Below are 26,432 nucleotides of genomic sequence, written 5' to 3' on the forward strand. Positions count from 1 at the left end.
CGAACCGGCCTTGTAGCCGGTGCGACCAATGGGAATGGACGAGATTCGTGCTACTCCGTTTTCTGCAGGCTTGAGGCGCCTGCGCGCCGAGGCCTTGCAGGACGGCGAGCAGGTGATCTGGGAGGGCCAACCCGACGGCATCGCCCGGATGATCATGTGGCGATTTCTGTGGTGGCTCGGATTCCCCTGGCTGCTTCTGACCGTCGTCGCCCTGAGGAACGATTGGGTCGACCAAGCGGCCCAACCTCTCGTGATGCTGGGAGTTGCGATGATTGCGGCTCCGCTGGTGATGCTGCTGCAAGACCTGCAGACACTCTATTTGATCACCGATCGCCGCGCGCTGATCCTGAGAACGGCCTGGGGCAGACGGACGGTCAGCCAGACGCCGTTCCAGGCGATGGACGCGGTCCTTGAAATCCTCGACATCGGCGGTGGCGGTGGCCACCTCAATTTCGCGTCAGGACGATCGACGCGTTCGCCCGATACCGACTACTCCGGCCGCTATGGGTTTCGCTGCGTTCGAGACGCCCCGCGCATCCGCGATATCCTCGAAGGCGCACGCGCAGGCAACGTGCGCCCGTCGAATGCGCAGAAAGCTGCGGGCGCTGCAGCGCGCAATCCCTCAGATTGCAACCACTTTCCGTACTCCTCCGGACTTCCCTGATTCGCGCAAATCACGGCTAGTGATTCTTGCCTGTTTTCGCGGGAGCACATCATGACGACGACCCTGGTTTGGACTGGCGTGGCGTTGTGGCTTGGTTTCAGTGCGTTTGTCGTGTTTGGCCCTTCCGCCGGACCGGTGCAGGTCCCGGCACGTTCGGTGCGCAGCATCCGTCGCAATCGGATCTGACACCGTGCAATTCGCGCTCGTGAAGCGTCAACCGAAGCGCAGGTGCCGTATCCCGCGGCGTCCGCATCCGGATCTCGACTATTTCTTCGGTCGGCTCGAACGTACCGAAGGGGAGATGCGCGACGATCCGGGAGCTGAACCGGCGGACCTGGACTAACCGATCCGGTCGCGGTGCCGGCAATGAGATTCTGAATTGGATTTGAGACTGATGAAGCCGCACTGCCCGAACTGCCTGAAGGAAATGACCAAGGCGTCCGCATCGCGTAACCTGTTCAATTGCGAGCCCTGCCGCGAGATCATCCAGTATTTCGGCGGCAGCGCCGATCACGGTGAGCCCGGCCCGCAATTCTCCTGGCCCATCCGCCGCAAGCGTACCGGCCACGCCGCCCACGCGGCGTGATTTTTCCTAGCCCCAAACCACGCCGGAGCCTGCCCTCGCCGCATCCACCGCCATCCGCGGCGGGCGCACGACGGTGACCGTGCAGGTCGCCTCTGCAGCCACCTTGGCCGAGACGCTGCCGAGCCAAGTACGCCTGAAAGAACTTTGCCGCGCCCCGATGATGAGATGGTCGACCGAGTTCATCTCGGCGAATTCCAGTAGCGCGGTGGCAGGATCGACGGCCTCCAGCACATGAACCGATAGCCGGCTCTCATCCAGCTTGAGCGGCGTCGCCCAATGCCGCAGCGCGACCAGGCGATCGACATGCTTGTTGTAGCCCTGCTCGTCGAGCGTCCGGTCGATCGCGATACGGTTGAGCTTGAGCACGTTGAGGCAGGCGAGCCGCGCCGAGGGCAGCGTCGCGAGAATGCGCTCGGTCGTCACGCGCAGCGCCTCGTTCAGCTCCGGTGCGCCCTCCATCGTGTCGAGCGCAACCGCAAGAATTGGGCCCGACGCGATCTGCGCCGCGACGTCCGATTTCGCGCGCGGCGCCATCACGCCCTGGTTGAAGCGTCGCCGCCACGCGACGCCGAGGGAATCGCGCTTCAGCCGCTCGGCGCGCGCGGTGAGCTTGACCTGATCCGGGTGGGTCAGATCGAAGGCCAGCTGTGCAGCGGTCGGGTAACGCCAGACCGGCTCGATCTCCAGGCAGCGCAGCACCACCTCTTGAAGCCAGGGCGGATAATCGGCACGCAAGGCCCGCGGCGGATAGGGATCGCGCCACAGTCGGCGCCGCATCGCCCGCAACGTCTCGCCCTCACCGAAGGGACGCTCGCCCGTGGTGAAAAAATATAGAAGCACACCGAGCGAGAACAGATCGCTGCGCGGATCGTCACGCACCCCCAGCAGTCGCTCGGGCGCCATGTAGGGCGCGGTGCCGTAAGGCAGGCGAAACTCCTCCTGCAACAGATCAGGCAGATGATCGTGGTGCGACAGGCCATAGTCGATCAACACCGCCTCGCCACTCTCGCGGAACATGATGCTGCTCGGCTTGATATCGTGATGGATCACGTTCTGCCGATGCAGGTCGGCGAGCGCGGTCGCGATCTTCGCCACGAGCTGCCGCGCCTCGTCGTAAGGCAGCGGCAGGTCCGGCAGTCGCTTGTACAGCGTGGTGCCGACGATGCGCTCGATCACCACATAGGCCTGGCGGGCGAAATCGCCGGTGCCGAAACAGGACGGCACGTGCGGCCCCGCGAGCCGCGGCAGGATCATCATCTCCATCTCAAAGGAGACGATCGCGGCGGGGTCCTCGCCTTCGGACACTCGCGGGATCTTCATCAGCAGCGGGACGTCGATGCCGGGATGGGTGACGGTCCACAGCGTGGCCATGCCGCCGGCATGGACGCATTCGCCGATGGTGTAGCCGTCGATCTCCGCGCCTGATTTGACCAAAGATTTGGGCATCGTCGTCAGCGCCCCTGCGACAGGCGGTCAGCCAGCCAGTGCGGCAGGCCGTTGTCACGGATCCGGCCTGCTGCGGTGGCGACGTCGTAAGGGGCGCGGCAATAGGTGATCAGGCAGGAGACCGTGTCGTACAGCACGAAGGACGCTGACGGGTCGCCGTCGCGGGGCTGGCCGACCGAACCGACCACCGCCAGCCATTGCCGGCCGCGCAGGAGTTGCACGGAGACATCGGTCTTCGGCACAAAGCTCGTCATCTTCGCCGTCACCGACATCGAATAGAGCGCCGGCCGGTGGATGTGGCCGCAGAAGGTGACATGGGCCTGCGTCGCGATCAGGCTTTTGGCGGCATCGGTGGTCGAGCGGACATAGTGCCAGCGCTGCGGGTTGGAAGCTTCCGAATGCACGAAGAGAAGACCATCCCCTTCAACCAGCATCGGCAGTTCGGCCAGGAACCGCCGCTGCGCGGTGTCGAGGCGGCCGCGCGTCCATTCGATCGCGACCTGCGCCTCCGCGTTCATGGTCTCGGCCGAGGAATTCACGGCCTGGTCGTGATTGCCGCGCACGGCCACGGCGCCGCCGGCAACGAGCTCCATCGCGGTGTCCACGACCCATTCCGGATCGGCGCCATAGCCGACGAAGTCACCAAGCAGGATGAAGCGCTGCGCGCCCTTCGCGCGGGCCAGCTTCAGGCACGCCTCGAACGCCTGCCGGTTGCCGTGGATATCCGAGAAGACAGCTAGCAGCACGCACCCTCCACCCTCAAAACCTTATCGGAACGCGATAAGGCCAAATTGAGAGACGTCAAGGAGGACCTATTGCTCGTCCTTGGGCGGCATCCGTGGGGGCGGCAACGGGGTGAACACGGCGCCTTCCGCGCCGGCCGGTGGAGCGGTGAATTCGCCGGTCGAGGAATCGCCGCCGGTGGTTTCCAGAATGGTCTTCGGCGTCACATATTCCCGGACCAGGTCGATCAGGCTGCCATCGCCGCCACCGAAATCGGCGGCACGGCCGCCTTGCGGATGTCCGGCCGCGATCTCGTTCTGCGCCGCATGGGTCTTGTCGGCCAGCCTGTCGTCGTAGGGCACCCGGAACGCTCGGGGAATGCCGCTCGGGCGATTGTCCTCGTCGAGCGCCTCGACCCACAGATAGATCGAGCCGGGATCGCCTTGCAGCGAATGCGGCTCGACGATACGGGCCTGAAGCAGCTTGAAAGCGGTCGGCATCCGCTCGGAGCTGGCCCAGCCGAGCAGCCCGCGCATCTCGGTGAAGCTGACCACATAGAAGGCGCTGGTGATGACGACCGCCACAGCCTTCAGCGACCAGTGCAGCCGCCCATAGACGAGCACGACCAGCAGCAGCGCGCCAATCACGGCATAGGCGACCGACAAGGTGAGGATGACCGTTTGAAGGCTAGTCACGGCGGATCCTTGCAGTGTTCTTGCTCACGCCGGTTCTCGGGTCGAGATCGCCGCCGTTGCGCCAGCTGCTGCGGAACGTCTCCAGCAGCGATTTCGGCCGCTGGTCCACATTGACGACCTTGCCTTCGTCATCGATCCGGAATCGCACCGCGGTCTTCTCGTCGCCTGTGTGATCGAGCGTGAACTTGTTGTCGAAGACCACCTGCGCGGTCGGATTGAGCTTTTGCACCTTCACACTGGCTGTGACGGGTGAGCCTGTCGTCGCCACGAAATGCGAGACATTGACGGTGTATTCGCCGGCGAGGATGCCGCGCACGGTGACGATCTCCTCGCGGATCGGCGAGGCGATCTTCTTGCCGGCGACGATGATGAAGTCGTTGGCCCCGCCGCGGTCGTCGCGATCGAGCGTGAGGAAGCCGGCCTCGCGGTGCCGATACCACGCGATGTTGCCTGCGGGGTCCTGCACGAACAGGTCGAGATCGTCAGGGTGGTTGTCCGGCCAATCCAACGTGATGATGAACTCGGCCTTGGAGTCGATCTTGCCCTCCTTGGCATCCGGCGAGACCGCGAGCAGCGCCAGAAAGAACAGGAACGCGATCACCTGGAGCGCCTTGAACAGCATCACGCCCAGCGGATCGAACGGCTCCTCGCGCGGATAGAGACCGAAATCATCCATCATGACGGCGTCCCGGCGCCTTTGCGCTCAAGCACCGGCGTCACATAGGTCTCGGTCAGCACCACCGCATCCGAGAACACCTGCTGCGTCGCGGCGTCCAGCATGTAATACTGGATGCGCACCAGGATCGAGCCGACGAGGCCCGCCAGCGTGGTGTACATGGCAACTGCCATGCCGTCGCTCATCAACCCCATCGAGGACCGCATCGCCACCTTGTCGGCGGCATCCAGGCCCGCGATCGGTGCCAGCATGATGATGAAGCCGATGATGGTGCCGAGCAGGCCGAGCTTCATCAGCGTGTCCGAGACGAAGGCGCCGAACCCGTTGGAGCCGCGCAGGCGGTCGGCCAGCGTCCGCAGCAGCAGCGTCTGGTCGACTGGCCGGTAGTCCTGCGCGGCGGCCTTGGTCACCAGGCTCTCGATGTGATCGCGCACGAGGCCGCGCGGCAGCGCGGTCCCGCTCGCATCGAGGGCTTTGCTGCCGCCGGCGGCCGAAAGCACCGCGCGGCAGCGCCGCGCCGCCGCGCCCTCGCGCGCGATCGCCCGCGTGCGCAGAAAGCAGTGGCCGCAGGTAAGGACATAGAGCACGGCGATAACGGCCGAAATGTAGGTCCGGTCCGAGCTCAGCATCAGATGGATCAAACCGAAGCGCCACAGCAGGACGACGGCAAAGATCGAGAGCCCGGTGAAGATCATCCAGAACAACAGCGCGCTGCGCTCGGACGGGTCGGCAGCCTGCCTCGAGATCGGTCCAATCGTCATCGAACTCATGCTGCATTGCTCCTGGCTTGCGACGATTGGCCTGTAGGGATCATTGGCCGATTAGATCAAAGCTGCCGCGCCCGGTCCAAAGAGCCATGCCCAATTCGGCTTGGGAAATTTGCCCGAGCTGCCATCGTGCCCAACCCCGCAATTGGCAAGGCGCGGCGGCGTTGTTAGGCTGAGCTTATCAAACGTTGGGGGTGATCGCATGCGCCTCGTGCTTCAGCTCGTTGCCCGTCTGCTGCTCATCGTAGCGCTGTGCCTAGGAGCTGCGACGGTTTGGGCCACGATCGATGCCTACCGCAGTGTCGACCGGGCGACCGCGGCCTCCGCGCAGCGGGTCGCGCAGGCGTTACAGGCATTGTACTGGCGCGAGCTCTTGTTGCGGAGCAGCAGAGCCCGCGAGCATCTCTTGCCGGTTCCGGACTGGCGCACGCTGGAGACGATGAAGCTGATCTCGCCCGGCGTCTGCGTCGAGTTCCAGCCCACCGCGGCATTCGAGAAGCCCCTCTGCGGTCAGAGCGAGGGTCTCGGCAAGACGCCACCGCGCTGGTTCGCATCGATCGTGCCGACTTTCCTCGGCAGCCACGCCGAGGCGGTGCGGCCGGTCAGCCCGCGCGCGGCAGCCGCCGGCACGGTGGTTGCGACACCGGACGGCGCAGCGGCAATCGCGCTCGCCTGGGAGTATATCCTCAACGTGATCGACGTCGCGCTGCTGATGGCGGCGGCAATAGCCCTGCTGGCGTCGCTCGCGATCGCGCACACTTTGGCGCCGGCGCGCGCCATCGTCACCGCACTGCAGCGCATGGCGCGCGGCCAGTACCGCACCAAGCTGCCGCGCTTCCGCTCGATGGAGCTTGCCATGATCGGCAACGCCGTCGATGCGCTCGGCGGCCGGCTGGAGGAAGCGACCGAGCAGCGCGCCGCCCTGACGCGGCGCCTGCTCGAGATCCGCGACGACGAGCGCCGCGCGCTCGCCCGCGAGCTGCACGACGAGTTCGGACAGAATCTCTCCGCCATCCTTGCCTTCGCCAACACCATCGAGACCGCGAGCGCGAAGGACAGGGATAGCGGCATCGCACAGGATGCCCGCATGATCTCGCAGGCGACACATCATCTGATGGCCTCGCTGCGTGATGCGCTAAAGCGACTGCGCCATCCTCTGCCCGAGGAGCTCGGGCTCGAGGCGAGCCTCGTCAACCTCGTCGACAGCTGGCGCTCTCAGAGCGCGGCGCGGCCGACGATCCAGCTCGACCTCAGGGGCGATCTCACACACATCAGCGGCCCGGCGGCCACCACCGCCTATCGCGTGGCGCAGGAGTGCCTGACCAACGCGCTCCGCCACGGCTCGGCCCGCGAGATCTCGCTCAGGATCGAACGGCGTGCCGGCGATGATGACGCGCTGCTGATCCGGATCGAGGACGACGGCGGTGGCGATGCGGAGCGCGTCGCGCAATCGGCCGGCTTCGGCCTCACCGGCATCCGCGAGCGTGTTGCGGCCGCGGGCGGATCGCTGTCGATCCTGCCCGCGAACCGCGGCCTCAGCGTCGCCGCCACCATCCCACTCGCTGCATGAGGCCGACGTGAACGATGTCGCGGCAAGAGGCATCTCCGTGCTGCTGGTCGACGACCACCCGATCGTGCGGCAAGGCTACCGGCGCGTGCTGGAAAGCCAGGGCGATCTTCGTGTCGTCGCGGAAGCCGACAACGCTGCAGACGCCTACACTGCCTTCAAGGCGCATGATCCCGATGTCGTGGTACTCGATATCTCGATGCCCGGCGCGAGCGGACTGGAAGCGATCCGCAACATCCGCGCACGCAGCCAGCGGGCGCGGATTCTCGTCTTCACCATGCATAACGAAGCCGTGCTGGTGAAAGCCGCCTTCGGCGCCGGTGCCTCCGGTTTCGTCACAAAAAGCAGCGAGCCGTCCGCTGTGGTGCGGGCCATTCGCAGCGTCGCGTGCGGCGAGCGCGCCATGAGCGACGATATCGCGCATATTCTGGCCGAGGATAGCCTGTCGCCGACGGGTTCAGTACTTGATCAGTTGGGCGAACGCGAGATCGAAATCCTGCGCCAGTTCGCCGGCGGCGCCACCACCGAGCAGATCGCGGCGCACCTCAATCTCAGTGTGAAAACGGTCCAGAACTACCACTATCTGATCAAGTCGAAGACCGGGGCGCGCACGGACGCCCAACTCGTGCGGCTGGCGGCGACGTGCGGACTCACGAGAATCTAGCAGCAAAGCTGCCGCACTGCGTCGATCCCTGGAGCTTTTCAATCGGCTGAAGGACATTGGAACGGAGTGCATCCGGTTCCGGTTAGTAAGGCAGTCAAGGAGTCACAGGTCATGAGTAAGGGTCATCACAACGCTGTCGACCATCCCCCGATCATCACAGTAGGCGAACTCATCGACGAACTCTGCCGCCTGCCGGATACCGCCGTCGTCCACTTCCGCTGCCCCATGCTCGAACAGGAGCTGACCTTCTATCGCCTCCGCAAGAGGTCAAAGGACGTCGTCGAGATCGCGGTCAATGCCTATCCGGATTGTCCCCCGGTGGTGCCGTCGTCCGAGCCGAACTTTCATGCGCGCAGACGCTCGACGTCCTTGCCATCGGCACACAATGGCGCCGTTCTTCAAAAGGCGCGGAATTGACTGCCAGGCGGTGAAAAACTATCCCGCCTTCAACCCGCGCAGCAGCAGCGCCAGCGTCGCGTCGACGCGCGCAGGGAGATCGGCATCCTTCCATTCGTCGGCATGGGCCGGGTGATGGAAGCGGACAGTCGCATCGAAGATGGCGCGCGCGGTGGCCTTCACGTCATCCACGGCGAACGCACCTTGTTTGCTTCCATCGGTCAGGATCGCCGAGATCTGGTCGGTCAGGGTGTCCTTGTGGCATTTGACGGCAGCGCAGGCCTCGCGCGCCAGCGTCAGATAAGTCTCGAACATCTCGGGGTCGTCGAGCACGCGTGAGCGCTTGGCGGCGAACAGCGTACGCAGCCAGCGGTCGAGCCTGGCAGGCGCCGGGCCCTGCTCCTCCGCGATCGCGCGCAACGGCGCGTCGATGCGGTCGAGCCAGCGCTTGGCAACGGCCTCACGCAGCGAGGCCTTGCTCGGGAAATGGCGGTAGACGCTGCCGTGGCTCACATCGAGCGCACGGGCAACATCAACCACGGTGGCCTTGGCGAGCCCGAAACGCCTGAGTACGTCCTCGGTGACTTCGAGGATCCGCTCCGGCGTCAAGACAACGGCTTCATTCATGCCAGCACCATGTTCCCGTTCAGGGCTCAGTTACTCCGGCACTAAGGCTGCTTCCGAAGCGCCCTGGCCGGTCGTTTCGGAAAGCCTATGCCCTAATGCGGCAGTTTTGCAGCCTGCGCCGCGATCTGGCGCGCCACCAGCAAATTGAGCCAATGCCCAATCACGCCGGTAAAATTGAGGATTTCGGTCGTCATTGTCTAAGTCTCCATTCGTCCGCGGTCCCCGCTCTTCAATTCGCCCTCCGATCCGAAGTTAGTTCGGATGGCGGGCTCCCCGGGGCTTGTCGCGGGACGCCCAATCGGAGCGTCCGGGAACGGATATACACGTCTCGCTGACAGATTTCAATATCTGTCAGTCAATGATCCGTGATTGATAGCTGATTTTTTTCCCGGGGCGGCCCCGTCTCCGGCCCAACCGGTGGATTAGCCACTCTGGACAGCTTTCCATGGGCCGGATCGTTTGTTTCGCTCTCCCCGCTCTGCTAAATCGCGCCGTAAAAAGCATTTTGGCCGGAGCCCAAGCCCCAAGCGTCCCCTTAGGGCGTCCGCCCACCTCTTTGGAGCCGTCAGATGATCCCCCGCTATACCCGCCCGGAAATGGCCTCGATCTGGGAGCCGCAGACCCGGTTCAAGATCTGGTTCGAGATCGAGGCGCATGCGGCGGATGCCCTGGCCGAGCTTGGCACGATCCCCAAGGAGGCCGCCAAAACGGTCTGGGCCAAGGCCAAGGACGCCGTTTTCGACGTCGCCCGGATCGACGAGATCGAGCGCGAGACCAAGCACGACGTCATCGCCTTCCTCACGCACCTCGCCGAGATCGTCGGTCCCGAGGCGCGCTTCGTCCACCAGGGCATGACCTCCTCCGACGTGCTCGACACCTGTCTTAACGTCCAGCTCACCCGCGCCGCCGACCTCTTGCTCGCCGACCTCGACAAGGTGCTGGCGGCGCTGAAGAAGCGCGCCTTCGAGCACAAGATGACGCCGACCATCGGCCGCAGCCATGGCATCCATGCCGAGCCGGTGACCTTCGGTCTCAAGCTCGCTTATGCCTATGCCGAGTTCACGCGCGCCAAGGAGCGCCTGATCGCAGCGCGCAAAGAAGTCGCGACCTGCGCCATCTCCGGCGCGGTCGGCACGTTCGCGCAGATCGACCCGCGCGTCGAGGAGCATGTCGCCAAGGCCATGGGCCTGGTGCCGGAGCCGATCTCGACGCAGGTGATCCCGCGCGACCGCCACGCCATGTACTTCTCGACCCTCGGCGTGATCGCGTCCTCGATCGAGCGCATCGCGGTGGAGATCCGCCACATGCAACGCACCGAGGTGCTTGAGGCCGAGGAGTTCTTCTCGGAGGGCCAGAAGGGCTCGTCCGCGATGCCGCACAAGCGAAACCCGGTGCTGTCGGAAAATCTCACCGGCCTGTCCCGCATGGTGCGGGCCTATGTGACGCCGGCGCTGGAGAACGTCGTGCTCTGGCACGAGCGCGACATCTCGCACTCCTCGGCCGAACGCATGATGGGTCCCGACGCGACCGTGACGCTCGACTTCGCCTTGGTGCGCCTGGCTGGCCTGATCGACAAGCTCCTGGTGTACCCCGCCAACATGCAGAAGAATCTCGACCGCCTCGGCGGTCTCGTGCATTCGCAGCGCGTGCTACTCGCGCTCACCCAGAAGGGCGCCAGCCGCGAGGATTCCTACAAGCTCGTGCAGCGCAACGCCATGCCGGTGTGGCGCGGCGAAGGCGATTTCCTTCAGCTCTTGAAGAACGACACTGAGGTGAAGAAGTATCTCTCGGACGCCGAGATCGAGGAGCAGTTCGACCTCGGCTATCACCTCAAGCACGTCGATACGATCTTCAAGCGCGTGTTCGGCGAGAGCTGACAACTTCGCGTAGGGCGGATTAGCGCAGCGTAATCCGCCTTCCGTCCCAGCGTCGCGGCGGGTTACGCTACGCTAACCCGCCCTACGAAGAAAAACGGAGCCATCATGCCCATCGTCAACCGCGTTGCCGCCCTCTCCGACGAAATGGCCGCCTGGCGCCATGACTTCCACGAGAATCCCGAGCTGCAATACGACGTCCACCGCACCGCCGGCATCGTCGCTGAGAAGCTGCGCGCGTTCGGCTGCGACGAGGTGGTGACGGGCATCGGCCGCACCGGCGTCGTCGGCGTGATCCGCGGCCGCAAGTCGGCCTCCGGCAAGACCATTGGCCTCCGCGCCGACATGGACGCACTGCCGATCATGGAAACCTCGGGCGTGCCCTACGCCTCGAAAGTCCCCGGCAAGATGCACGCCTGCGGCCACGACGGTCACACCGCGATGCTGCTCGGGGCCGCAAAGTACCTGACCGAGACGCGCAATTTCGACGGCAACGCGGTCGTGATCTTCCAGCCCGCCGAGGAAGGCGGCGGCGGCGGCAAGGCCATGGTCGAGGACGGGCTGATGACGCGCTGGAACATCCAGGAGGTCTACGGCATGCACAATATGCCGAACCTGCCCGAAGGCCATTTCGCCACCACGCCGGGCCCGATGCTCGCCTCCTCCGACAACATCCAGATCACGGTCCACGGCAAGGGCGGCCATGCCGGCGCCGGCCCGCACAAATCGGTCGACAGCGTGCTGATCGGCTCGCAGATCGTCAATGCGCTGCAATCGATCGTGGCGCGCAACGTCGACCCGCTGAAGTCGGCAGTGATCTCGATCACGCAATTCCATTCAGGCACGGCTTTCAACATCATCCCCGAGGTCGCCGAGCTCGCCGGCACCGTGCGCACGCTCGACCCTGAAGTGCGCGATCTCGTCGAACGCCGCATCGGCGAGGTCGCCGACAGCATCGCCCGTGCCTATGGTGGCTCGGCCGAAACGAAATACACGCGGATGTATCCGGTGACGATGAACCATGCCCGCGAAGCAGGTCTTGTCGCCGATGTCGCCCGCGACATCGTCGGCACTGATCGCGTCAACGACAAGTTCATCCCGATGATGGGTGCCGAGGACTTCTCGTTCATGCTCGAGGCGCGCCCTGGCGCGATGATCCTGGTCGGCATGGGCGACGGCAACGAGTGCCATCACCCGGCCTACGTCTTCAACGATAACATCCTGGGCCACGGCGCCTCGTTCTGGGCCCGTCTGGTCGAGACGCGAATGCCGGCGGGGTAGAGCTGCATTCGCCGCACTTGTAGCCCGGGTCAGCAGAGGCCCCCGGGGACAGCCCTCGCGTTGCAGCAAGTCCGGATGTCGCTGCGCCTATCCGGCCGCATGTCCATCATCGTGCAGCAGAGCGCAGGCCCGTCGGCGTATCCGCCTCCAGCAGACCGGAGGCCGTCTCGTCTGACGCGAGAGGCAGGGTGAAATGAAAGACGGCGCCGCGCGGCTCGTTTGCCCCCGCCCACATCCTCCCGCCATGCGCCTCGATGATCGAGCGGCAGATGGCAAGGCCCATCCCCATGCCCGTCGGCTTGGTGGTGTAGAAGGCTTCGAACATGCACTCCACGTTCTTCGGATCCAAGCCCGGACCGGAATCCCGCAAGGTGACATGCACGTGGTTCGATGCGTCCCTGCCAGTGCTGATCAGCAATTCGCGCGCCCCCTCGTCGACCGAGGCCATCGCCTCGACCGCGTTGACAATCAGGTTGAGCATCACCTGCTGAAGTTGAACCCGATCAGCCTGAATAGGCGGCAAGCCCTCGGCAAGTTGCGTTCGCACCGAGACGCGGTTCTTCAACGCTTCGCTACGGGTCAGCGCGAGGACCTCGAGCACCGCCTCGTTGATCTCGATATGCTCCTTTTGCGGGGGCGCTTTCCTGATGAGTGCCCGGATGCGGCCGATGATGTCGCCGGCCCGCATGCCGTCGCCGGCGATCAAGTCGAGCGTCTGTCGAACCCGCGCCAGATTGGGCGGTTGCGCCCCCAGCCAGTTCACCCCGGCCTCGGCACTCGCCACGATGGCCGCGATCGGCTGGTTGACTTCATGGGCAATCGAGGCCGTGAGTTGCCCCATCGTGGTCACCCGATTGGCGTGCGCGAGCTCCAACAGGGCTTCACGGTAGCGCCGCTCGTGCTCGCGAGCTTCGCCCTCCGCCCGCTTGAGGGCCGTCAGGTCAAGGACGAAGCCCACCCCTTGATCCCCGCCTTCCCTGAGCATGGTCCCGCCGATCAGCACGGGCACACGACTTCCGTCCTTCCGCACGTACTCCTTCTCGAATGGCTGGACCGTCCCGCCCCGCTTCAGCTCCGCCACGGTTTGCCGGTCGCGTTCGCGCCATTCCGGCGGCGTGAGGTCGGTCCGATGCACGCGGCCTGAGACGAGATCCTCCCTGTCGTACCCCACGACACGCAGGAACGCATCATTGGCCTCGAGAATGCGCCCCTCGACTTCCCAGATGATGATGCCGATGATGTTGGCATCGAACAGGCGCCGGATCTTGATATCGCGCGCTGCAAGATCACTTTGGAGCTGGATGTTTTCCTCCGTCGCCTGTCTGCGCCGTTTCGCTTCCAGCCGCGCGAGCGCCAGCGCAGCTCCGGCCAGCGCGACGACGAGGACGACCGCGCCGGCGATCAGCCAGGTCCAGCGTTCCTCGAATGCTTCGGCGCGCGCCTCCCGGTCAGCAAGCCGAAAGCGCTCGTGATCCACCATCTGGTCGATTTGCGAACGGATCTCATCCATACTGCGAATCATCGCCAACGCCGCCAGCCCCGAGGTGCCGGCCGTCTTCACCATCTCGTCGATCTCACGCAGCTTCGCCGAAACGGTCAGTGCCAGATGTTGCGCGCGCAGAGTCTGCAACGGGTCGTCCACGACCAGCGCCTGAAGCGCCTGCGCCTCTCGCCGCACACCTTCGTCTGAGACGCCGTAGGCCTTGAGATAGGTCGGGTCGAGGGTCATCAGATACCCGCGCCGTTGGGCCTCCAGTTCCGCGATGATGGCCCGCAGCCGATCGAGGGTTTCGAGAACCTGGCGGCTGTGCCCGACCACTTGATGAGTCGACTGCCGCTGTTGCCAATACTGCAGGCCGAGAATTGCGGTCGCGGCAAACAGCGTCATCAACGTCACGACCGCCAGAACCAGCGGACGAGCAAGCCATCGCAAACGCAGAGCCCGAACAGGGACGGACATTGGCCGTGGGGTCTTCGATGCTCGTGTGGACCGCGTGTTCTGACGCCGATGCCAGAGCACGATAGGACAATAGCATGGATAGGGAGGTCGGGAACCCGACATTCACCGGACCGCGCCAGAGCCAAAGCCGCGATGTCGCAGGGGAGCAGCCTCGCGGGCGTGCTATGGATGCATGCCCTTGGTTCATTCAAGGAGCATCAACATGGCACAGGTTGGAAGCTCATCGGGCCATCCCAATCCGGCGAGCCGGCGCAGTTTCATCAAGATGCTGGGGGCGGCCGGCGCGGTCGTGCCCGCTCTGACTGCGCTGCCGCGCGGGAGTTTTGCCCAGGATCCCTCTGCGGCTTTCGCCAACGCGTCGATCGACTGGAAACAGTTTGCGGGGCAGACGATCACGCTCGCAGGTGCGATCCATCCCTGGTCGAACGCGATCACTCCACTCCTGCCGGGGTTCACCAGTCTCACCGGCATCACAGTCGATGCCGATTTCCAGTTGGAGACGACGTACATGGGTGCCCTGCCGATCAGGCTCGCCCGCGGCAGCACTACGCCCGACGTCTTTATGTTCACTACTTATGGTCAAGGCATCTCGGCAGGATGGCTTGAGCCATTGAACAACTACTATCTCAACAGATCGCTGACCGATATCGCATGGTATGACGAGGACGACCTGCTCAAGACGGCCCGGGCATTCCCGCTGTGGTCGGATGGAGAGCGCTACGCCATCCCGATCACCTCAGAGGCGATGACCCTTTTCATCAACAAGCATGCGCTGGCAGCCGGCAACCTGCCAGTTCCCCAGACATTCGACGAGTTGCTTGCGACGGCCAGGGCAGTCAAGACCAGCGAGGTGTCGGGCATCGCCATGCGGGCCCAGGCAAGCTTCAATTCCTGCCCACCAGCCTTGGGCTTCGTGTTCTCGTACGGCGGAGCCATGGTCAAGGACAACAAGGCCGCTTTTGACAGCTCGGATGCGATTGCGGCCGTCGAGATGTATGGACAGCTGCTAAACCAGGCCGGACCTTTCGGCGCCGGCAGCTATGAATGGTACCACGTGCTCGATGACTTCCTGCAAGGCAGGACCGCAATAGCAATCGACAGCAGCAACTTCGCGACCGACATCTCCAATCCGGCGAAGAGCCGCGTGGCCAGCCACGCCGGCTATGCAGCTTTCCCGCGTCTGGCGGGGCGCGCCCCCGTTCCCTTCATGTCGCACTGGCAGGCCTGCATCAATTCCAAATCACGAAACAAGCGGGCTGCTTTCCTGTTCCTGCTCTGGGCAACGAGCAGGCCGACTTCGCTACGGACAGCCGCAGCGGGGCTGGCCACGACACGCGTGTCGGCATGGTCCAGCGAAGGCTTCAAGACGGCGTTCGGCTCGGAGGCCGCCACGGCGGCACTGACCAACCTGCAAAATGCAGATGTCGACCGCGCCAAGGCAATTCTCTTCCACCCGCAATCGAAACTGATCCTCGACGCCTTCATGATTGGGGTCAACGAGGTAGTCAGTGGGGCGAAATCCGCAAAGGATGCGATGACGCGCGCGGCCGCGCAGGCCAATGCGGCGATCCGCGGGTAGCGGCGAGGCATGGTCCGGCCGGTAGCGCTGGAGCCAGGCTATTAGCCTGATCCACCTCTTTGATTTCCACGGAGACACGTGGCCCTCGGAAGGAGCACAGCGTTCTTCTTGCTGATTCCGTCGACCAGCGCGTTCGCAATAGCCGCGCATGTTGTCGTAGGACTGCGTCTAGTGAAGGCAAGGACGTGGATTAGCTCAGCCGGCCCACTTGATGAGCCACGCGTTCCTTACGGAAACGCGGTCAATTGCATATCTCTCTTTGCCCCACACCTCCGGGATGGCTTTCGAGGCGACATCCCTTGCCCACCGGCCGGCAGCCGCCGCTCGATGTACAGATAATCTGTCCGGAGGCTTGCGGCTTGGCCGGCCCCGTCTCGGCACTCTTCCGATCCCGATCCCCGGTTTGAGGACTTTGGCGCGCGACAGGTTTCCGCTCGATCTTCTCGCACTCATTGTCGTCGCCGAGACGATAGCCGGCGCGGCAAGTGATCTTCACGCACTGATCGCCGTCTGCCTTGAAGCCGAAATTGCAGACCAGCGGGCAGACCCGTCCCGGCTTCGCCTTGAGCGCATCGAGCGCATCGACGCTGGCAAGCTTCGCGTCGAACCTGGTGCCGGCGTATCTGTTGAACAGCGACAGCGACCGTTGCGCCGTCTCGCTCCAATCCCCGTTAGCCTCGCCCTTCAAGCAACCGACGCGGCGCAGTTCGACCTGGATCGATCTCGGCATGTCAACGGGCGGCGGGGCACTCGGCGGCAGCGACAGCGCTGCGACCTTCTTGCTCTCGGCTTCAATGGCCAGCCTGTCCGCCGCCTGCTTTGCCACAGCTTCAGCCGCCGCCTTCTCGATCGCCTGCTTCTCCACAAGCACCTTGGTTGCTGCCGCCTCGGCCGCCTTGCGCTCGCGTTCGGCCGCTTCCGCCCTCGCCTGTTCGATCTGCTTCTGCTTCTCCGCGGCGATCCGCGCATCCTCGGCGGCTTTGGCCGCGGCCGCTGCCTTTTCCAGCTCCGCCTTCTGGGCACGTTCGGCGGCGAGCTTCACCTTTTCCTGCTCGGCCAGCCGCGCCTTCTCGGTCGCCGCCATGCGCTCTTCCTCGGCCGCGATCTTCTTGAGCTGCACGCGGGCGAGGTTGGCGTAGAAGCCGTCCGGATAGGTCTGCAGGAAAGCTTCCCAGGCCTCGCGCAGGCCCGCCTGAAGCGCAAGCTCATAGTCCCTGCGCACGCTGTCCTGCGGATTGGCCTGCGGCCCCGGCACGGCGGTTGGCTTCGCCGGCACCAGCGACACGTCGTCGCCGCCGAGCGAGCCGTAGACAAAGGGCTCCTGCCTGTTGCCGGTGCTCTTCAGGACGTCGTCGCGCACGAAACCGAACGCCTTGCGCAGATCGAGGCCGGGCTTCGGCAGGTGCTCGGCCAGCGCCGTGGCGAAGGGACTGTTGCGGGAATCGCCGTCGGACGCCGTCGATCCCGCCTTGGCCGCAAAGGCGATCATCGTGTTCGGGCTGGTCGGCTCGACTTTGGCAAGTCCTCGCCCGATCGCGCGCGAGGCCACCATGCGCTTCATGGACTTGGCAAAGGGATTGTCGCGGCAGGCGTCGAGGATGACGAGGCGCAGCCGCTTGGCCGGCTCGACCGCGAACAGCGCACGATCGAGCGCAACCGTCTCGTCGAGAACGTCGCCGTCGGTCTCCAACAACGCATCGGTCGGGATGAGGTAGTTGCTGCCGTCGAGCTCGATGCCGTGGCCGGCGTAATAGATCACCGCCATGTCGGCATCGCGGACCCTCCCGGCAAACTCACGCAGCGTCCGCCGCATCTCGGAGGCATTCAGGTCTGTCTTGACATCGACCGCATCGAAGCCGGCCCTCTTGAACATATCGCCGATCAGGGCGGCGTCGTTCACGGGATTGGTGAGCCGCAGCGTGTTCTTGTAGGCGGAATTGCCGATCACGAGCACGACGCGCTTCTCGGCAAGTGCCGGGCTGCAAGCGAGCAGGCTCGCAAAGGTCATCACGGCAATGAGTCGATACACACTCAATTGCAGACCTCGGTGGTAACCATGATTCCGCGGTTGTCCTTCACCGCTCCAAGACGGCACCCCTTGCCAACCGGCCGGCATCCCGCGCCGTTGCACACCATCTGTCCGGACGCCTGCGATTTTGGCGAGGCGGATTCAGCGCTTTTCCGGTCCTGATCCCGCCTCCGCGACTCCTCGCGCGTCGCCACCGGCTTCTTCTCCGGGATCTTCTCGCACTCGTTGTCCTCACCGACGCGATAGCCGGAACGGCAGGTGATCTTCACGCATTGATCGCCGTCGGCCTTGAAGCCGAAATTGCACACGAGCGGACACACCCGCCCCGACTTCGCCTTCAGCGCATCGAGCGCATCGACGCTGACGAGCTTCACGTCGAACTGCGTACCGGCATATTTGTTGAACAGAGTCAGCGAGCGCTGCGCGGCCGAACTCCATTCGCTCTCCGCAGACGCCGTCAGGCACCCGACGCGGCGCAATTCGCTTTGTACCGATTTGGAAAGCTCGGCCGCCGACAATGTGGATGTCGGCCCCGGCGAGAGCGCGGCCACTTTCTGGTTCTCGACTTCGGGCAGCTGCCGATCTGCGGCGGGCTTTGCGGCCTGTTCCGCTTTCTCGGCCGCCTGCCTTGCAGCGAGCTCCGCCTTTGCCTTCTCGGCCGCCTGCTTCTCCGCCAGCGCCTTCGCCGCCGCCGCCTCGGCCAGCTTGCGCTGGTGCTCCGCCGCTTCCGCCTTCGCCTGCTCGATCTGCTTCTGCTTCTCAGCGGCGATCCGCGCGTCCTCGGCCGCCTTGGCCGCCGCGGCGGCCTTCTCCTGCTCGGCCTTCTGGGCGCGCTCGGCGATCAGCCTCGCCTTCTCCTGCTCCGCCGCCTTCGCCTTTTGCTCGGCCGAGGCACGCGTCTCTTCCGCAGCGATCTTGTTCAACTGGCCCTTGGCGAGGTTGGCATAAAAGCCTTCGGGATATTGCGCCAGGAAGGCTTCCCATCCGTCCCGCGTGCCGAGCTGGAGCGCAAGTTCATAATCTCGCCTGAGTTCGGACTGCGGATTGGCTTGCGGACCGGTCGCAACGGGCTTGGCAGGCACGAGCGGCACGTCATCGCCGCCCAGCGAGCCATACACGAAGGGCTCCTGCTTGTTGCCCGTGCTCTTCAGCACGTCGTCGCGCACGAAGCCGAACGCCTTGCGCAGATCGAGCCCCGGTTTTGGCAGATGGTCACTCAATGCCACCGCAAACGGGCTGTTCCGGGAGTCGCCGCCGTCCGACGCCGTCGAGCCGGCCTTGGCCGCGAACGCGATCATCGTGTTCGGAGTGGTCGGCTCGACCTTGGCAAGCCCGCGTCCGATCGCGCGCGAGGCCACCGTGCGCTTCATCGTCTTGGCGAAGGGATTGTCGCGGCAGGCATCGAGGATGACCAGCCGAAGCTGCTTGGCAGGTTCGATGCTCACCAGCACGCGATCGATCGGCAACGCCTCGTCGTAGACGTCAGTATCGGTCTCCAGCGCGGCGTCGGTCGGGATCAGATAGTTGGTACCGTCGACCTCCATGCCGTGGCCGGCGTAGTAGATGACCGCGACATCGGCATCCCGCGTCCTGGTGCCGAATTCGCGCAGCGCCTTGCGCATTTCGGGGGCGCTCAGGTCCTGCCGAACATCGACCGCATCGAAGCCGGCCTTCTTCAGCGTGCCGCCGATCAAGCCCGCATCGTTCGCCGGATTTGCTAGCTTCGGCACGCTCTTGTAGGCCGAATTTCCGATGACGAGCGCGACGCGCTTCTGGGCCTGCGCCGACGCGCAAGTCACGAAAGCTGCGACAATCAAAACGCAGAAAGATCGAACAATATTCACGCACATTGGCTGTGGGCCTTGATGCACTGCATGGAAACCATCGGTCAGGAACGGCTAGTTGCACACCTCGTAAGAGCCTCCGGTGGCGGTGTTCGAGCTAACCCTGCCAGGGATGACCCCGCTGACGAGCCGACATCCTTTTTGCACCGGGCGGCAGCCGGTCGAACTGCAAATGATCTGCCCACTCGCCTCGGGCTTGGGCGGCGCCGCTTCGGTTGCCCTCCGGTCAGCATCGCGTCTCCGCGAATCCTCGCGCGTCGCAACCGGCTTCTTCTCCGGAATCTTCTCGCATTCGTTGTCGTCGCCGACGCGATAGCCTGAACGGCAGGTGATCTTCACGCATTGATCGCCGTCGGCCTTGAAGCCGAAATTGCACACTAGCGGGCAGACGCGTCCGGGCTTTGCTTTCAACGCATCGAGTGCATCCAAGCTGGCGAGCTTTACGTCGAACTTGGTGCCGGCATATTTGTTGAACAGCGTCAGCGAGCGCTGCGCGGTCGAACTCCACTCGCTCTCAGCAGACGAGCTCAAGCAACCGACGCGGCGCAATTCACTCTGTACGGATTTGGAAAGCTCGGCCGCCGACAAGGTGGATGTGGACCCGGGCGAGAGCGCAGCCACTTTCTGGTTCTCGACTTCGGGCAGCTGCCGATCGGCGGCCGGCTTTGCAGCGGCCTGCTCCGCCTTCTCCGCCGCCTGCTTTGCAGCGAGCTCGGCCTTGGCCTTCTCCGCCGCCTGTTTCTCAGCCAGTGCCTTCGCTGCGGCCGCCTCGGCGATCTTGCGCTGCTGCTCGGCCGCTTCAGCTCTCGCCTGCTCGATCTGTTTCTGCTTCTCCGCGGCGATCCGAGCGTCCTCGGCGGCCTTGGCCGCCGCGGACGCCTTCTCCTGCTCGGCCTTCTGGGCGCGCTCGGCAATCAGCCTCGCCTTTTCGTGCTCGGCCGCCTTGGCCTTTTGTTCGGCCGCAGCGCGCGTCTCTTCGGCAGCGATCTTGTTCAACTGCCCTTTGGCGAGGTTGGCGTAGAAGCCATCAGGATATTGCGCCAGGAACGCTTCCCAGCCGTCGCGCGTGGCGAGCTGGAGCGCGAGTTCGTAGTCCCTGCGAACGGCGTCCTGTGGGTTCGCCTGCGGACCGGTCGCAGCCGGCTTGACGGCGACCAGGGGCACGTCGTCGCCGCCGAGCGAGCCATAGACATAGGGCTCCTGCTTGTAACCGGTCGTCTTCAACACGTCATCGCGCACGAAGCCGAAGGCCTTGCGCAGGTCGAGACCGGGCTTCGGCAGATGCTCGACCAGGGCGGCAGCGAACGGGCTGTTTCGGGCATCGCCGTCGGACGCGGTCGATCCGGCTTTTGCCGCGAAGGCGATCATGGTGTTGGGGCTGGTCGGCTCGACCTTGGCGAGGCCCCGTCCGATCGCGCGCGAAGCCAGCGTACGCTTCATCGTCTTCGCGAACGGATTGTCGCGGCACGCATCCAGGATGATCAGGCGCAGCTGCTTGGCCGGCTCGACCGCGAACAATGCCCGCTCAACCGGAATGGTCTCGTCGAGAACGTCGCCGTCGGTCTCCAGCGTCGCATCGGTCGGGATGAGATAGTTGTTGCCGTCGAGCTCGATGCCGTGACCGGCGTAATAGATCACCGCCATCTCCGCATCACGCGACCTGCCGGCGAATTCGCGCAGCATGCGCCGCATCTCGCTGGCGCTGAGATCCAGCCTCACATCCACGGAATCGAAGCCGGCCTTCTTGAACATGCCGCCGACCAGGGTGGCGTCGTTGACGGGATTGTTGAGCTTCGGCGCGCTCTTGTAGGCAGAATTGCCGATCACGAGCGCCACCCGCCGGTCGGCATGCGCCGGACCGCCGACAAGACCCATCGTCAATATCAACAATGCAAATAGCCGAAACGGAATCACTTGCGTCCCCCCGGATGCAATTCCCTGAGACTATTCGCTAGCGTCGCCGATTGCTAATTCTTCCTCTGTGATACCTGTCACATAACCCGATCTAACGGGGGTAAGGATAATGCGGCGAAGCGTCACCCGCTTTCCCAGCTGACGCCCGCCGTCTGTCGAGGCCCCTACGCCTGCACCACCTCGTGGCGCATCACGAAGGGTGCAAGCAGCGCGTGCACCTCGCCCGCAACCACTTCGCGCTGATCCGGCGGCAGCCCGGCGAGCGTCACGGTTGCGATCGATCCGTGGCTGCCATGGGCGCCGACCTTGACCTTGCAATCGATGCCGCGTTCGACCAGCGGCGCCAGCACCTTGGTGAACACGCGCTCCGCCGCGTCCCAGCGCAGCTGTGGCTTGAACACCTTGCCGACACCCGTCACCGGCATCGGATTGATCGGGATGACCTGCACCGGAACGGCGGCGCGCTCTGGCGTGCGCTCGCGCACCCAGGCTTCGAGCTCGCCCGGCTCGACGGTCGCACCCGGCTTCAATTGCACATACCCCACCGGCAATTCGCCGGCATAGGCGTCGGGCTGGCCAACCACCGCCGCGAAGCCGACCGCGGGATGTCCGAACATGATCTCCTCGATCGGCGCCGGATCGATGTTGTGGCCGCCGCGGATCACGAGATCCTTGGCGCGGCCGGTGATCCAAAGATAGCCGTCGGCATCGAGCCGGCCGAGATCGCCGGAATTGACCCAGACCTCGTCGACGAAAGCGCCCTTGTTGTGCTCGTCGTTGAGATAGCCGCCGAACACGCCGGGCCCGGCCATGATGACGACACCGATCTCGTCAGCCGCGCAGTCGCGGATGAGGCGGCCATCGGCATCGAGCTGCACGACGCGCACGCGCGCATACGGCATGGGAAGGCCGACCGAGCCGAGCCGGATCGGCCGGGACGGATAGGCCAGCGTGTGCACGCTCGACGTCTCCGTCATGCCGTAGACCTCGACCACCGGCAGCTTCAGCTTGTCCTGGATCGCCGATCCGACGGCGACGGGAATTGCCGAGCCGCCGCCGGCCGCATATTTGAGGCTGGAGATGTCGGCATCGCCCGGCGGCACCGCGAGCGTGGCGGCAAGCACCGTCGGCACGCTCGACAGCGCCTCGGGCCTGAAGCGTTCGACGAGCTGCCAGATGTTCTTCACCGCGTTCGGATTGCGCCAGCCGCTCGGCGACAGCACGACCAGCGAGCCGCCGCTCGACAGCGTCAGCAGCACCTGCGTCAACGATCCGCCGACGTGAAACAGCGGCATGCCGAACAGCAGATTGGAGCCCGGCTTCGCCTTCAGCAGCAGATTGAGCGCCCAGGCCTGATAGACTTGGTTGGTATGGGTGTGCCGCACCAGCTTCGGCGTGCCCGTGGTGCCGCCGGTGTGGAAATAGGCGGCGATGTCACTGCCGAGAATCTTGCGTTCACTGATGAGCCGGTCCGAGGGCTGCTGCTTGATCAGGTCGCCGAATGCAAAGATGCCTTTCGACGGATCACCGCCGCCGAACACCTGCACGATCGCCTTGAGGTGCTTCAGTTGCGGCCTGATCTGCTCGACTTTCTGCCAGATGTCGGTGCCGGGCATCGGTCCGAGCGCCACCAGGATCTTGGTGTTCGCAGCCTCCAGGATCTCCGCGATCTGGTGCGGCTCGAGCAGCGGATTGACCGGGTTGGCGATGCCGGCGGCCTCCGCGCCGAACAGCGTCACGAAGGCATCGGGCACCAGCGGCAGCATGAAGCTGATGACGTCGCCCTTCTCCGCGCCGAGCGCGTGAAACATGTTGGCGGCCTGCGTGACGCGCGCGATGAAATCGCGGTACGTCACGACGACCGGCGTGTCGGCGGGATCGGCGTTTTGCAGGAACTGGATTGCCGCGCCATCCGGATTGCGCGCGGCGCCCAACCTGATCGCGTCATAGGTGCACTCGGCGGCGATGCGGTCGGCATAGGGAACCTGCTCGAAGGCGCGCACCTCCGCGTCCGTCGAGAGATCCGGATAGTCGTTGCCGATGAGCCGATCGAGCGCGTGGATGCCCGCCATGGAGTTCCGTCCTCCCTCAGATGTAGGTCCTCACCCCGTCTTTTGACATTTTGGTACGGCGAGGCCTCGACCGATCGCCGGCCGAGCGCGGACAGAATGATGGATGATTTGGCGTTCGTCCATTGCCTGGCGGCTGCGCCGGTTGAACCTGCGCGGCCGGTCGAGGGACCAAGAACTGGCACTGAATTCGCGCGCCAGCGCCCTGCCGCAAGACCTGAGGTCATCATGACAACGCCCCCGCGGAACCGCATCACACGGCTGATCGCCGGGTTCGCCATCGCATCCGCAATTGCGCTGCCCTCCGCGACATTCGCCGCGGACAGCCAGCTCGACAAGATGCGCGCCAAGGTCGCGGCATTGATCACCGACAAGATGGAGAAGCTGGGCGGATCGCGCATCGTCTACAAGGTGGACAGCGACGCCCTGCGGGAGGCGATCGTCACCGACCTGCGGGACGATGTCTACAAGACCCTGCGCGAGGGCCGGATCGCCTTCTCCGGCCTTGCGATCCGCGACGGCGGCGTCGACGTCAAGATCGCGGATGCGAAGGGCCGCGATCTCCTCACGCGCAAGCTCGCCTCGGCGGCGGAGGGATTGCCCACGCACGCGCTCGCCGTGACCGACGCCGGCGACGGGCTGATCAGGCTCGCGCCGACCGATGCCGCATCCGCCGCACGGCTGCGCGATCTCGTCGAGGATTCCATCGCCATGATCGAGCAGCGCCTCAAGGACGCCGGCGTCACGCCGGCCAGCGTCCAGGGCGAAGGACCGGACCGCATCCGCATCTTCATACCGGGCATGATGGAGCCCGAGCGCATCACCGCGATCTTCGCCAAGAAGGTCAATATCAGCTTCCGCCTGATCGATGTCACGATGTCGGCGGAGCAGGCGCAATCCGGCACGCCTCCGGCAGGCACCGAAATCATGCTCGGCTTCAAGGACAAGCTTCCCTATCTGGTCAAGGCCAGCGTGCTCGACGGCAACGACATCAGCTATGCGGGACCAGGATTTGCTGGCGAAACGAAGGAGCCGATCGCCTCGTTCCGCTTCAATGGCCGCGGTGCGCGGCGCTTCGCCCACCTCACCGCAGAAAACGTCGGAATGCCCTTTGCCATCGCGCTCGACGACAAGGTGATCTCCGCCCCCGTGATCCGCGAGCCCATCACCGGCGGCTCCGGCCAGATTTCCGGCAACTTCACCCTGGAAGAGGCCAACAGCGTTGCCATGTTGCTGCGCGCCGGCTCGCTGCCCGGACGTCTGGGTCTCGTCGAGCGGCAGGTCATGCAACCCGCCAGCAAGCCGTAAGGCGAAGACCGTCCGACGTCCCTGCCTGGGGCATCCGGATTCCCCCCGCAACGCCGAAGCCCGCCCGAATCACGGCCGCGCTGCAGCCAGACGCGCCAGCAAGGGCAATTGCCGAAACGCCCGATCAGGCTAAAATTTGCCTCTTGCGGCATGGCGGCCGAAGGCTTCATTTCAGACGGCCGTCATTCGATTTCGGCTATACGTGTCGAGCATACCGACCAGGACTGAAGACCTTACGCGGGGTTAGTACCATGCCGTCCGGCAGCGCAGACATTTCCTCGATCCTCGACCGCATTCTAGATGCGGCGACGGACAACCTCAGGATCGCGAAGATCCTGGTCCAGATGGGTCTCGATCCCAACAACGTCACCTACGATGCGATCTTCAACCGGCTGCTGGAGATCTTCATCCACAACATCACCTTCGCCAATCTGTTCGCTGCGGTCGGCGCCGGCTTCTTCGTCGCCACCCTCTTGATGCGGACGATGGTGCCTCTGCGCGTCGCCAACATGGTCGGCTGTGCGTTCTTCGCCGTTTTCGGCGCGCTCACCGCCAACGTCGCGACGTTCCTGCTCTATCTGCTGCTGCTTCCAATCAACGCCCTCCGTTTGCGGCAGATGCTCAAGCTGGTCAAGAAGGCTCGCCATGCAACTGAAGGCGACATGTCGATCGAATGGCTCAAGCCCTTCATGACCGAGCGCAAATATCGCCGCGGCGATACGCTGTTCAAGCTGCGCGACCCCGCGAAGGAGATGTTCCTCACGGTCACCGGCAAGTTCCTGGTGAAGGAGATCAACGTCGAGATCGGGCCCGGAGCGCTGATGGGCGAACTCGGCTTCCTCACGCCGGACAACCGGCGCACGGGAACGGTCGAATGCATCGAAGACGGCCAGGTGCTGACGATCACCTATGACCGGCTGCTCGAGATCTACTTCCAGGATCCGCAATTCGGCTACTACTTCCTGGTGCTGACCAGCCAGCGCCTGCTGCAGAACATCGACCGCCTGCAGAAGCAGCTGGCCAGCGAGCGAGCGGCAACCACGAACAGGATCGCGTGACCTCAGCTCAGCTCAGCAACAGCGCCATGCCCGGATCGCCCTTCTCCATCGCGCGCCGATAGGCCGGACGGTCGCCGATGCGGCCGAGATATCTGATCACGTTCGGACAGCGCTGGAGATCATAGGGCTGGAAGTAGCGCATTGTGGTGAGCGAAAAGACGGTCATGATGTCGGCGGTGGTAAAGGCGCTGCCCGCCAGATATTCGGCTTCGCGAAGCCTCGCATCGAGAAGGTCATGAGCACGATCGAGGCGTCCCTTCATGGCGACCAGGGTCGGATTGTCCTGGGCGAGATCGAGCCGGTTCAGGATCATCATCCGACCCATGCCGGGTTGCAGCGTGCCGTTGGCGAAATGAAGCCAATACAGGAACTGGGCGAAGGCCGGATCATCGGGTCCGGGCACCAGTCGACCGGCGCCGAACTTCGCAACGATGTAGTCGACGATGGCGCCGGATTCCGCAAGCACCAGATCACCGTCGGTGATGACGGGTGCCGCGCCGGCCGGATGCAGCGCCTTGTACTCGGCCGGTGCCAGCATGGTCCTGGCATCGCGCGTGTAGCGCTTCAGCTCATAGGGTATGCCGAGCTCCTCGCAGAGCCAGACGATACGCTCGGACTGTGACTTGCCGAGGTGATGGACGGTGAGCATGAGGCCTCCTGCAAGCGTAAACTGGACGATTGTGACGCCGCATCATCTTTCGTGAT

23 protein-coding genes are annotated in these 26,432 nt (G+C 64.5%); 11 read left to right on the forward strand and 12 right to left on the reverse strand.

The window, feature by feature from the left end; genetic code table 11:
• The first annotated feature begins 34 nt into the window (after positions 1-34).
• The 3 genes from BCCGELA001_RS24260 to BCCGELA001_RS24265 all read left to right on the forward strand — a co-directional run bounded on the left by BCCGELA001_RS24260 (position 35) and on the right by BCCGELA001_RS24265 (position 1,250).
• Positions 35-664 (forward strand): hypothetical protein, encoded by a 630-nt coding sequence (locus tag BCCGELA001_RS24260; RefSeq protein WP_060736494.1) that lies wholly within the window; start codon positions 35-37, stop codon positions 662-664.
• Positions 665-715: 51 nt separating this feature from the next.
• The gene (locus BCCGELA001_RS39325; RefSeq protein WP_257721913.1) at positions 716-850 is read left to right on the forward strand and encodes a hypothetical protein; all 135 of its coding nucleotides are present in this window, start codon (positions 716-718) and stop codon (positions 848-850) included.
• A gap of 208 nt (positions 851-1,058) precedes the next feature.
• Positions 1,059-1,250, forward strand: a complete 192-nt coding sequence (locus BCCGELA001_RS24265) for a hypothetical protein (RefSeq protein WP_060736495.1) — start codon at positions 1,059-1,061, stop codon at positions 1,248-1,250.
• Positions 1,251-1,256: 6 nt separating this feature from the next.
• Here BCCGELA001_RS24265 and BCCGELA001_RS24270 read toward each other — a convergent pair whose 3' ends face one another.
• The 5 genes from BCCGELA001_RS24270 to BCCGELA001_RS24290 all read right to left on the reverse strand — a co-directional run bounded on the left by BCCGELA001_RS24270 (position 1,257) and on the right by BCCGELA001_RS24290 (position 5,560).
• On the reverse strand, positions 1,257-2,696 hold the full coding sequence (locus BCCGELA001_RS24270) for a serine/threonine protein kinase (protein ID WP_060736496.1): 1,440 nt from the start codon (positions 2,694-2,696) through the stop codon (positions 1,257-1,259).
• A gap of 5 nt (positions 2,697-2,701) precedes the next feature.
• Complete coding sequence (locus BCCGELA001_RS24275; RefSeq protein WP_060736497.1) at positions 2,702-3,442, reverse strand: metallophosphoesterase family protein; 741 nt, start codon at positions 3,440-3,442, stop codon at positions 2,702-2,704.
• A 66-nt stretch (positions 3,443-3,508) separates the two neighbouring features.
• Entirely contained in the window at positions 3,509-4,114 is a 606-nt protein-coding gene (locus BCCGELA001_RS24280; RefSeq protein ID WP_060736498.1) for a hypothetical protein, read from the reverse strand.
• A complete protein-coding gene (locus BCCGELA001_RS24285; RefSeq protein ID WP_008564749.1) occupies positions 4,107-4,793 on the reverse strand; it encodes a hypothetical protein in 687 nt (228 codons plus the stop codon). Before BCCGELA001_RS24285 ends, BCCGELA001_RS24280 begins: the two co-directional genes overlap by 8 nt.
• Entirely contained in the window at positions 4,790-5,560 is a 771-nt protein-coding gene (locus tag BCCGELA001_RS24290) for a MotA/TolQ/ExbB proton channel family protein (protein WP_060736499.1), read from the reverse strand. Before BCCGELA001_RS24290 ends, BCCGELA001_RS24285 begins: the two co-directional genes overlap by 4 nt.
• A 199-nt stretch (positions 5,561-5,759) precedes the next feature.
• Here BCCGELA001_RS24290 and BCCGELA001_RS24295 point away from each other — a divergent pair, with 199 nt between their 5' ends.
• From BCCGELA001_RS24295 to BCCGELA001_RS24305, 3 genes are all read left to right on the forward strand, one after another.
• Complete coding sequence (locus BCCGELA001_RS24295) at positions 5,760-7,127, forward strand: sensor histidine kinase (protein ID WP_060736500.1); 1,368 nt, start codon at positions 5,760-5,762, stop codon at positions 7,125-7,127.
• Between the two features lie 7 nt (positions 7,128-7,134).
• A complete protein-coding gene (locus BCCGELA001_RS24300) occupies positions 7,135-7,788 on the forward strand; it encodes a response regulator (RefSeq protein ID WP_008565695.1) in 654 nt (217 codons plus the stop codon).
• Between the two features lie 111 nt (positions 7,789-7,899).
• Positions 7,900-8,205, forward strand: a complete 306-nt coding sequence (locus BCCGELA001_RS24305) for a hypothetical protein (protein ID WP_060736501.1) — start codon at positions 7,900-7,902, stop codon at positions 8,203-8,205.
• Positions 8,206-8,223: 18 nt separating this feature from the next.
• Here BCCGELA001_RS24305 and BCCGELA001_RS24310 read toward each other — a convergent pair whose 3' ends face one another.
• On the reverse strand, positions 8,224-8,811 hold the full coding sequence (locus BCCGELA001_RS24310; RefSeq protein WP_060736502.1) for a TetR family transcriptional regulator: 588 nt from the start codon (positions 8,809-8,811) through the stop codon (positions 8,224-8,226).
• A 569-nt stretch (positions 8,812-9,380) separates the two neighbouring features.
• Between BCCGELA001_RS24310 and purB the strand changes: the two genes are divergently transcribed.
• A complete protein-coding gene (gene purB, locus BCCGELA001_RS24315) occupies positions 9,381-10,688 on the forward strand; it encodes an adenylosuccinate lyase (RefSeq protein WP_008564771.1) in 1,308 nt (435 codons plus the stop codon).
• A 105-nt stretch (positions 10,689-10,793) separates the two neighbouring features.
• Entirely contained in the window at positions 10,794-11,966 is a 1,173-nt protein-coding gene (locus tag BCCGELA001_RS24320; RefSeq protein ID WP_060736503.1) for a M20 aminoacylase family protein, read from the forward strand.
• Between the two features lie 106 nt (positions 11,967-12,072).
• Here BCCGELA001_RS24320 and BCCGELA001_RS38910 read toward each other — a convergent pair whose 3' ends face one another.
• Positions 12,073-13,926, reverse strand: a complete 1,854-nt coding sequence (locus BCCGELA001_RS38910) for an ATP-binding protein (RefSeq protein WP_060736504.1) — start codon at positions 13,924-13,926, stop codon at positions 12,073-12,075.
• 202 nt (positions 13,927-14,128) lie between these two features.
• On the opposite strand from BCCGELA001_RS38910, the gene BCCGELA001_RS24330 reads away from it, so the two are divergent.
• Positions 14,129-15,505 (forward strand): ABC transporter substrate-binding protein, encoded by a 1,377-nt coding sequence (locus BCCGELA001_RS24330; protein ID WP_060736505.1) that lies wholly within the window; start codon positions 14,129-14,131, stop codon positions 15,503-15,505.
• 241 nt (positions 15,506-15,746) lie between these two features.
• On the opposite strand, the gene BCCGELA001_RS24335 is transcribed toward BCCGELA001_RS24330, so the two are convergent.
• The 4 genes from BCCGELA001_RS24335 to BCCGELA001_RS24350 all read right to left on the reverse strand — a co-directional run bounded on the left by BCCGELA001_RS24335 (position 15,747) and on the right by BCCGELA001_RS24350 (position 23,364).
• Positions 15,747-17,513 (reverse strand): caspase family protein, encoded by a 1,767-nt coding sequence (locus BCCGELA001_RS24335; protein WP_008564783.1) that lies wholly within the window; start codon positions 17,511-17,513, stop codon positions 15,747-15,749.
• A 23-nt stretch (positions 17,514-17,536) separates the two neighbouring features.
• Complete coding sequence (locus BCCGELA001_RS24340) at positions 17,537-19,384, reverse strand: caspase family protein (RefSeq protein ID WP_060736506.1); 1,848 nt, start codon at positions 19,382-19,384, stop codon at positions 17,537-17,539.
• Positions 19,385-19,432: 48 nt separating this feature from the next.
• Complete coding sequence (locus BCCGELA001_RS24345; protein ID WP_060736507.1) at positions 19,433-21,253, reverse strand: caspase family protein; 1,821 nt, start codon at positions 21,251-21,253, stop codon at positions 19,433-19,435.
• Positions 21,254-21,456: 203 nt separating this feature from the next.
• Positions 21,457-23,364: an acyl-CoA synthetase gene (locus tag BCCGELA001_RS24350; RefSeq protein WP_060736508.1), complete on the reverse strand. Its 1,908-nt coding sequence runs from the start codon at positions 23,362-23,364 to the stop codon at positions 21,457-21,459.
• A 225-nt stretch (positions 23,365-23,589) separates the two neighbouring features.
• On the opposite strand from BCCGELA001_RS24350, the gene BCCGELA001_RS24355 reads away from it, so the two are divergent.
• The gene (locus BCCGELA001_RS24355; RefSeq protein WP_060737804.1) at positions 23,590-24,669 is read left to right on the forward strand and encodes a SecDF P1 head subdomain-containing protein; all 1,080 of its coding nucleotides are present in this window, start codon (positions 23,590-23,592) and stop codon (positions 24,667-24,669) included.
• A gap of 251 nt (positions 24,670-24,920) precedes the next feature.
• A complete protein-coding gene (locus tag BCCGELA001_RS24360; protein ID WP_060736509.1) occupies positions 24,921-25,727 on the forward strand; it encodes a Crp/Fnr family transcriptional regulator in 807 nt (268 codons plus the stop codon).
• 7 nt (positions 25,728-25,734) lie between these two features.
• On the opposite strand, the gene BCCGELA001_RS24365 is transcribed toward BCCGELA001_RS24360, so the two are convergent.
• Positions 25,735-26,376, reverse strand: a complete 642-nt coding sequence (locus BCCGELA001_RS24365; RefSeq protein WP_060736510.1) for a glutathione S-transferase family protein — start codon at positions 26,374-26,376, stop codon at positions 25,735-25,737.
• Between the last annotated feature and the right edge of the window lie 56 nt (positions 26,377-26,432).

Source organism: Bradyrhizobium sp. CCGE-LA001, from assembly GCF_000296215.2.
Taxonomy (GTDB): domain Bacteria; phylum Pseudomonadota; class Alphaproteobacteria; order Rhizobiales; family Xanthobacteraceae; genus Bradyrhizobium.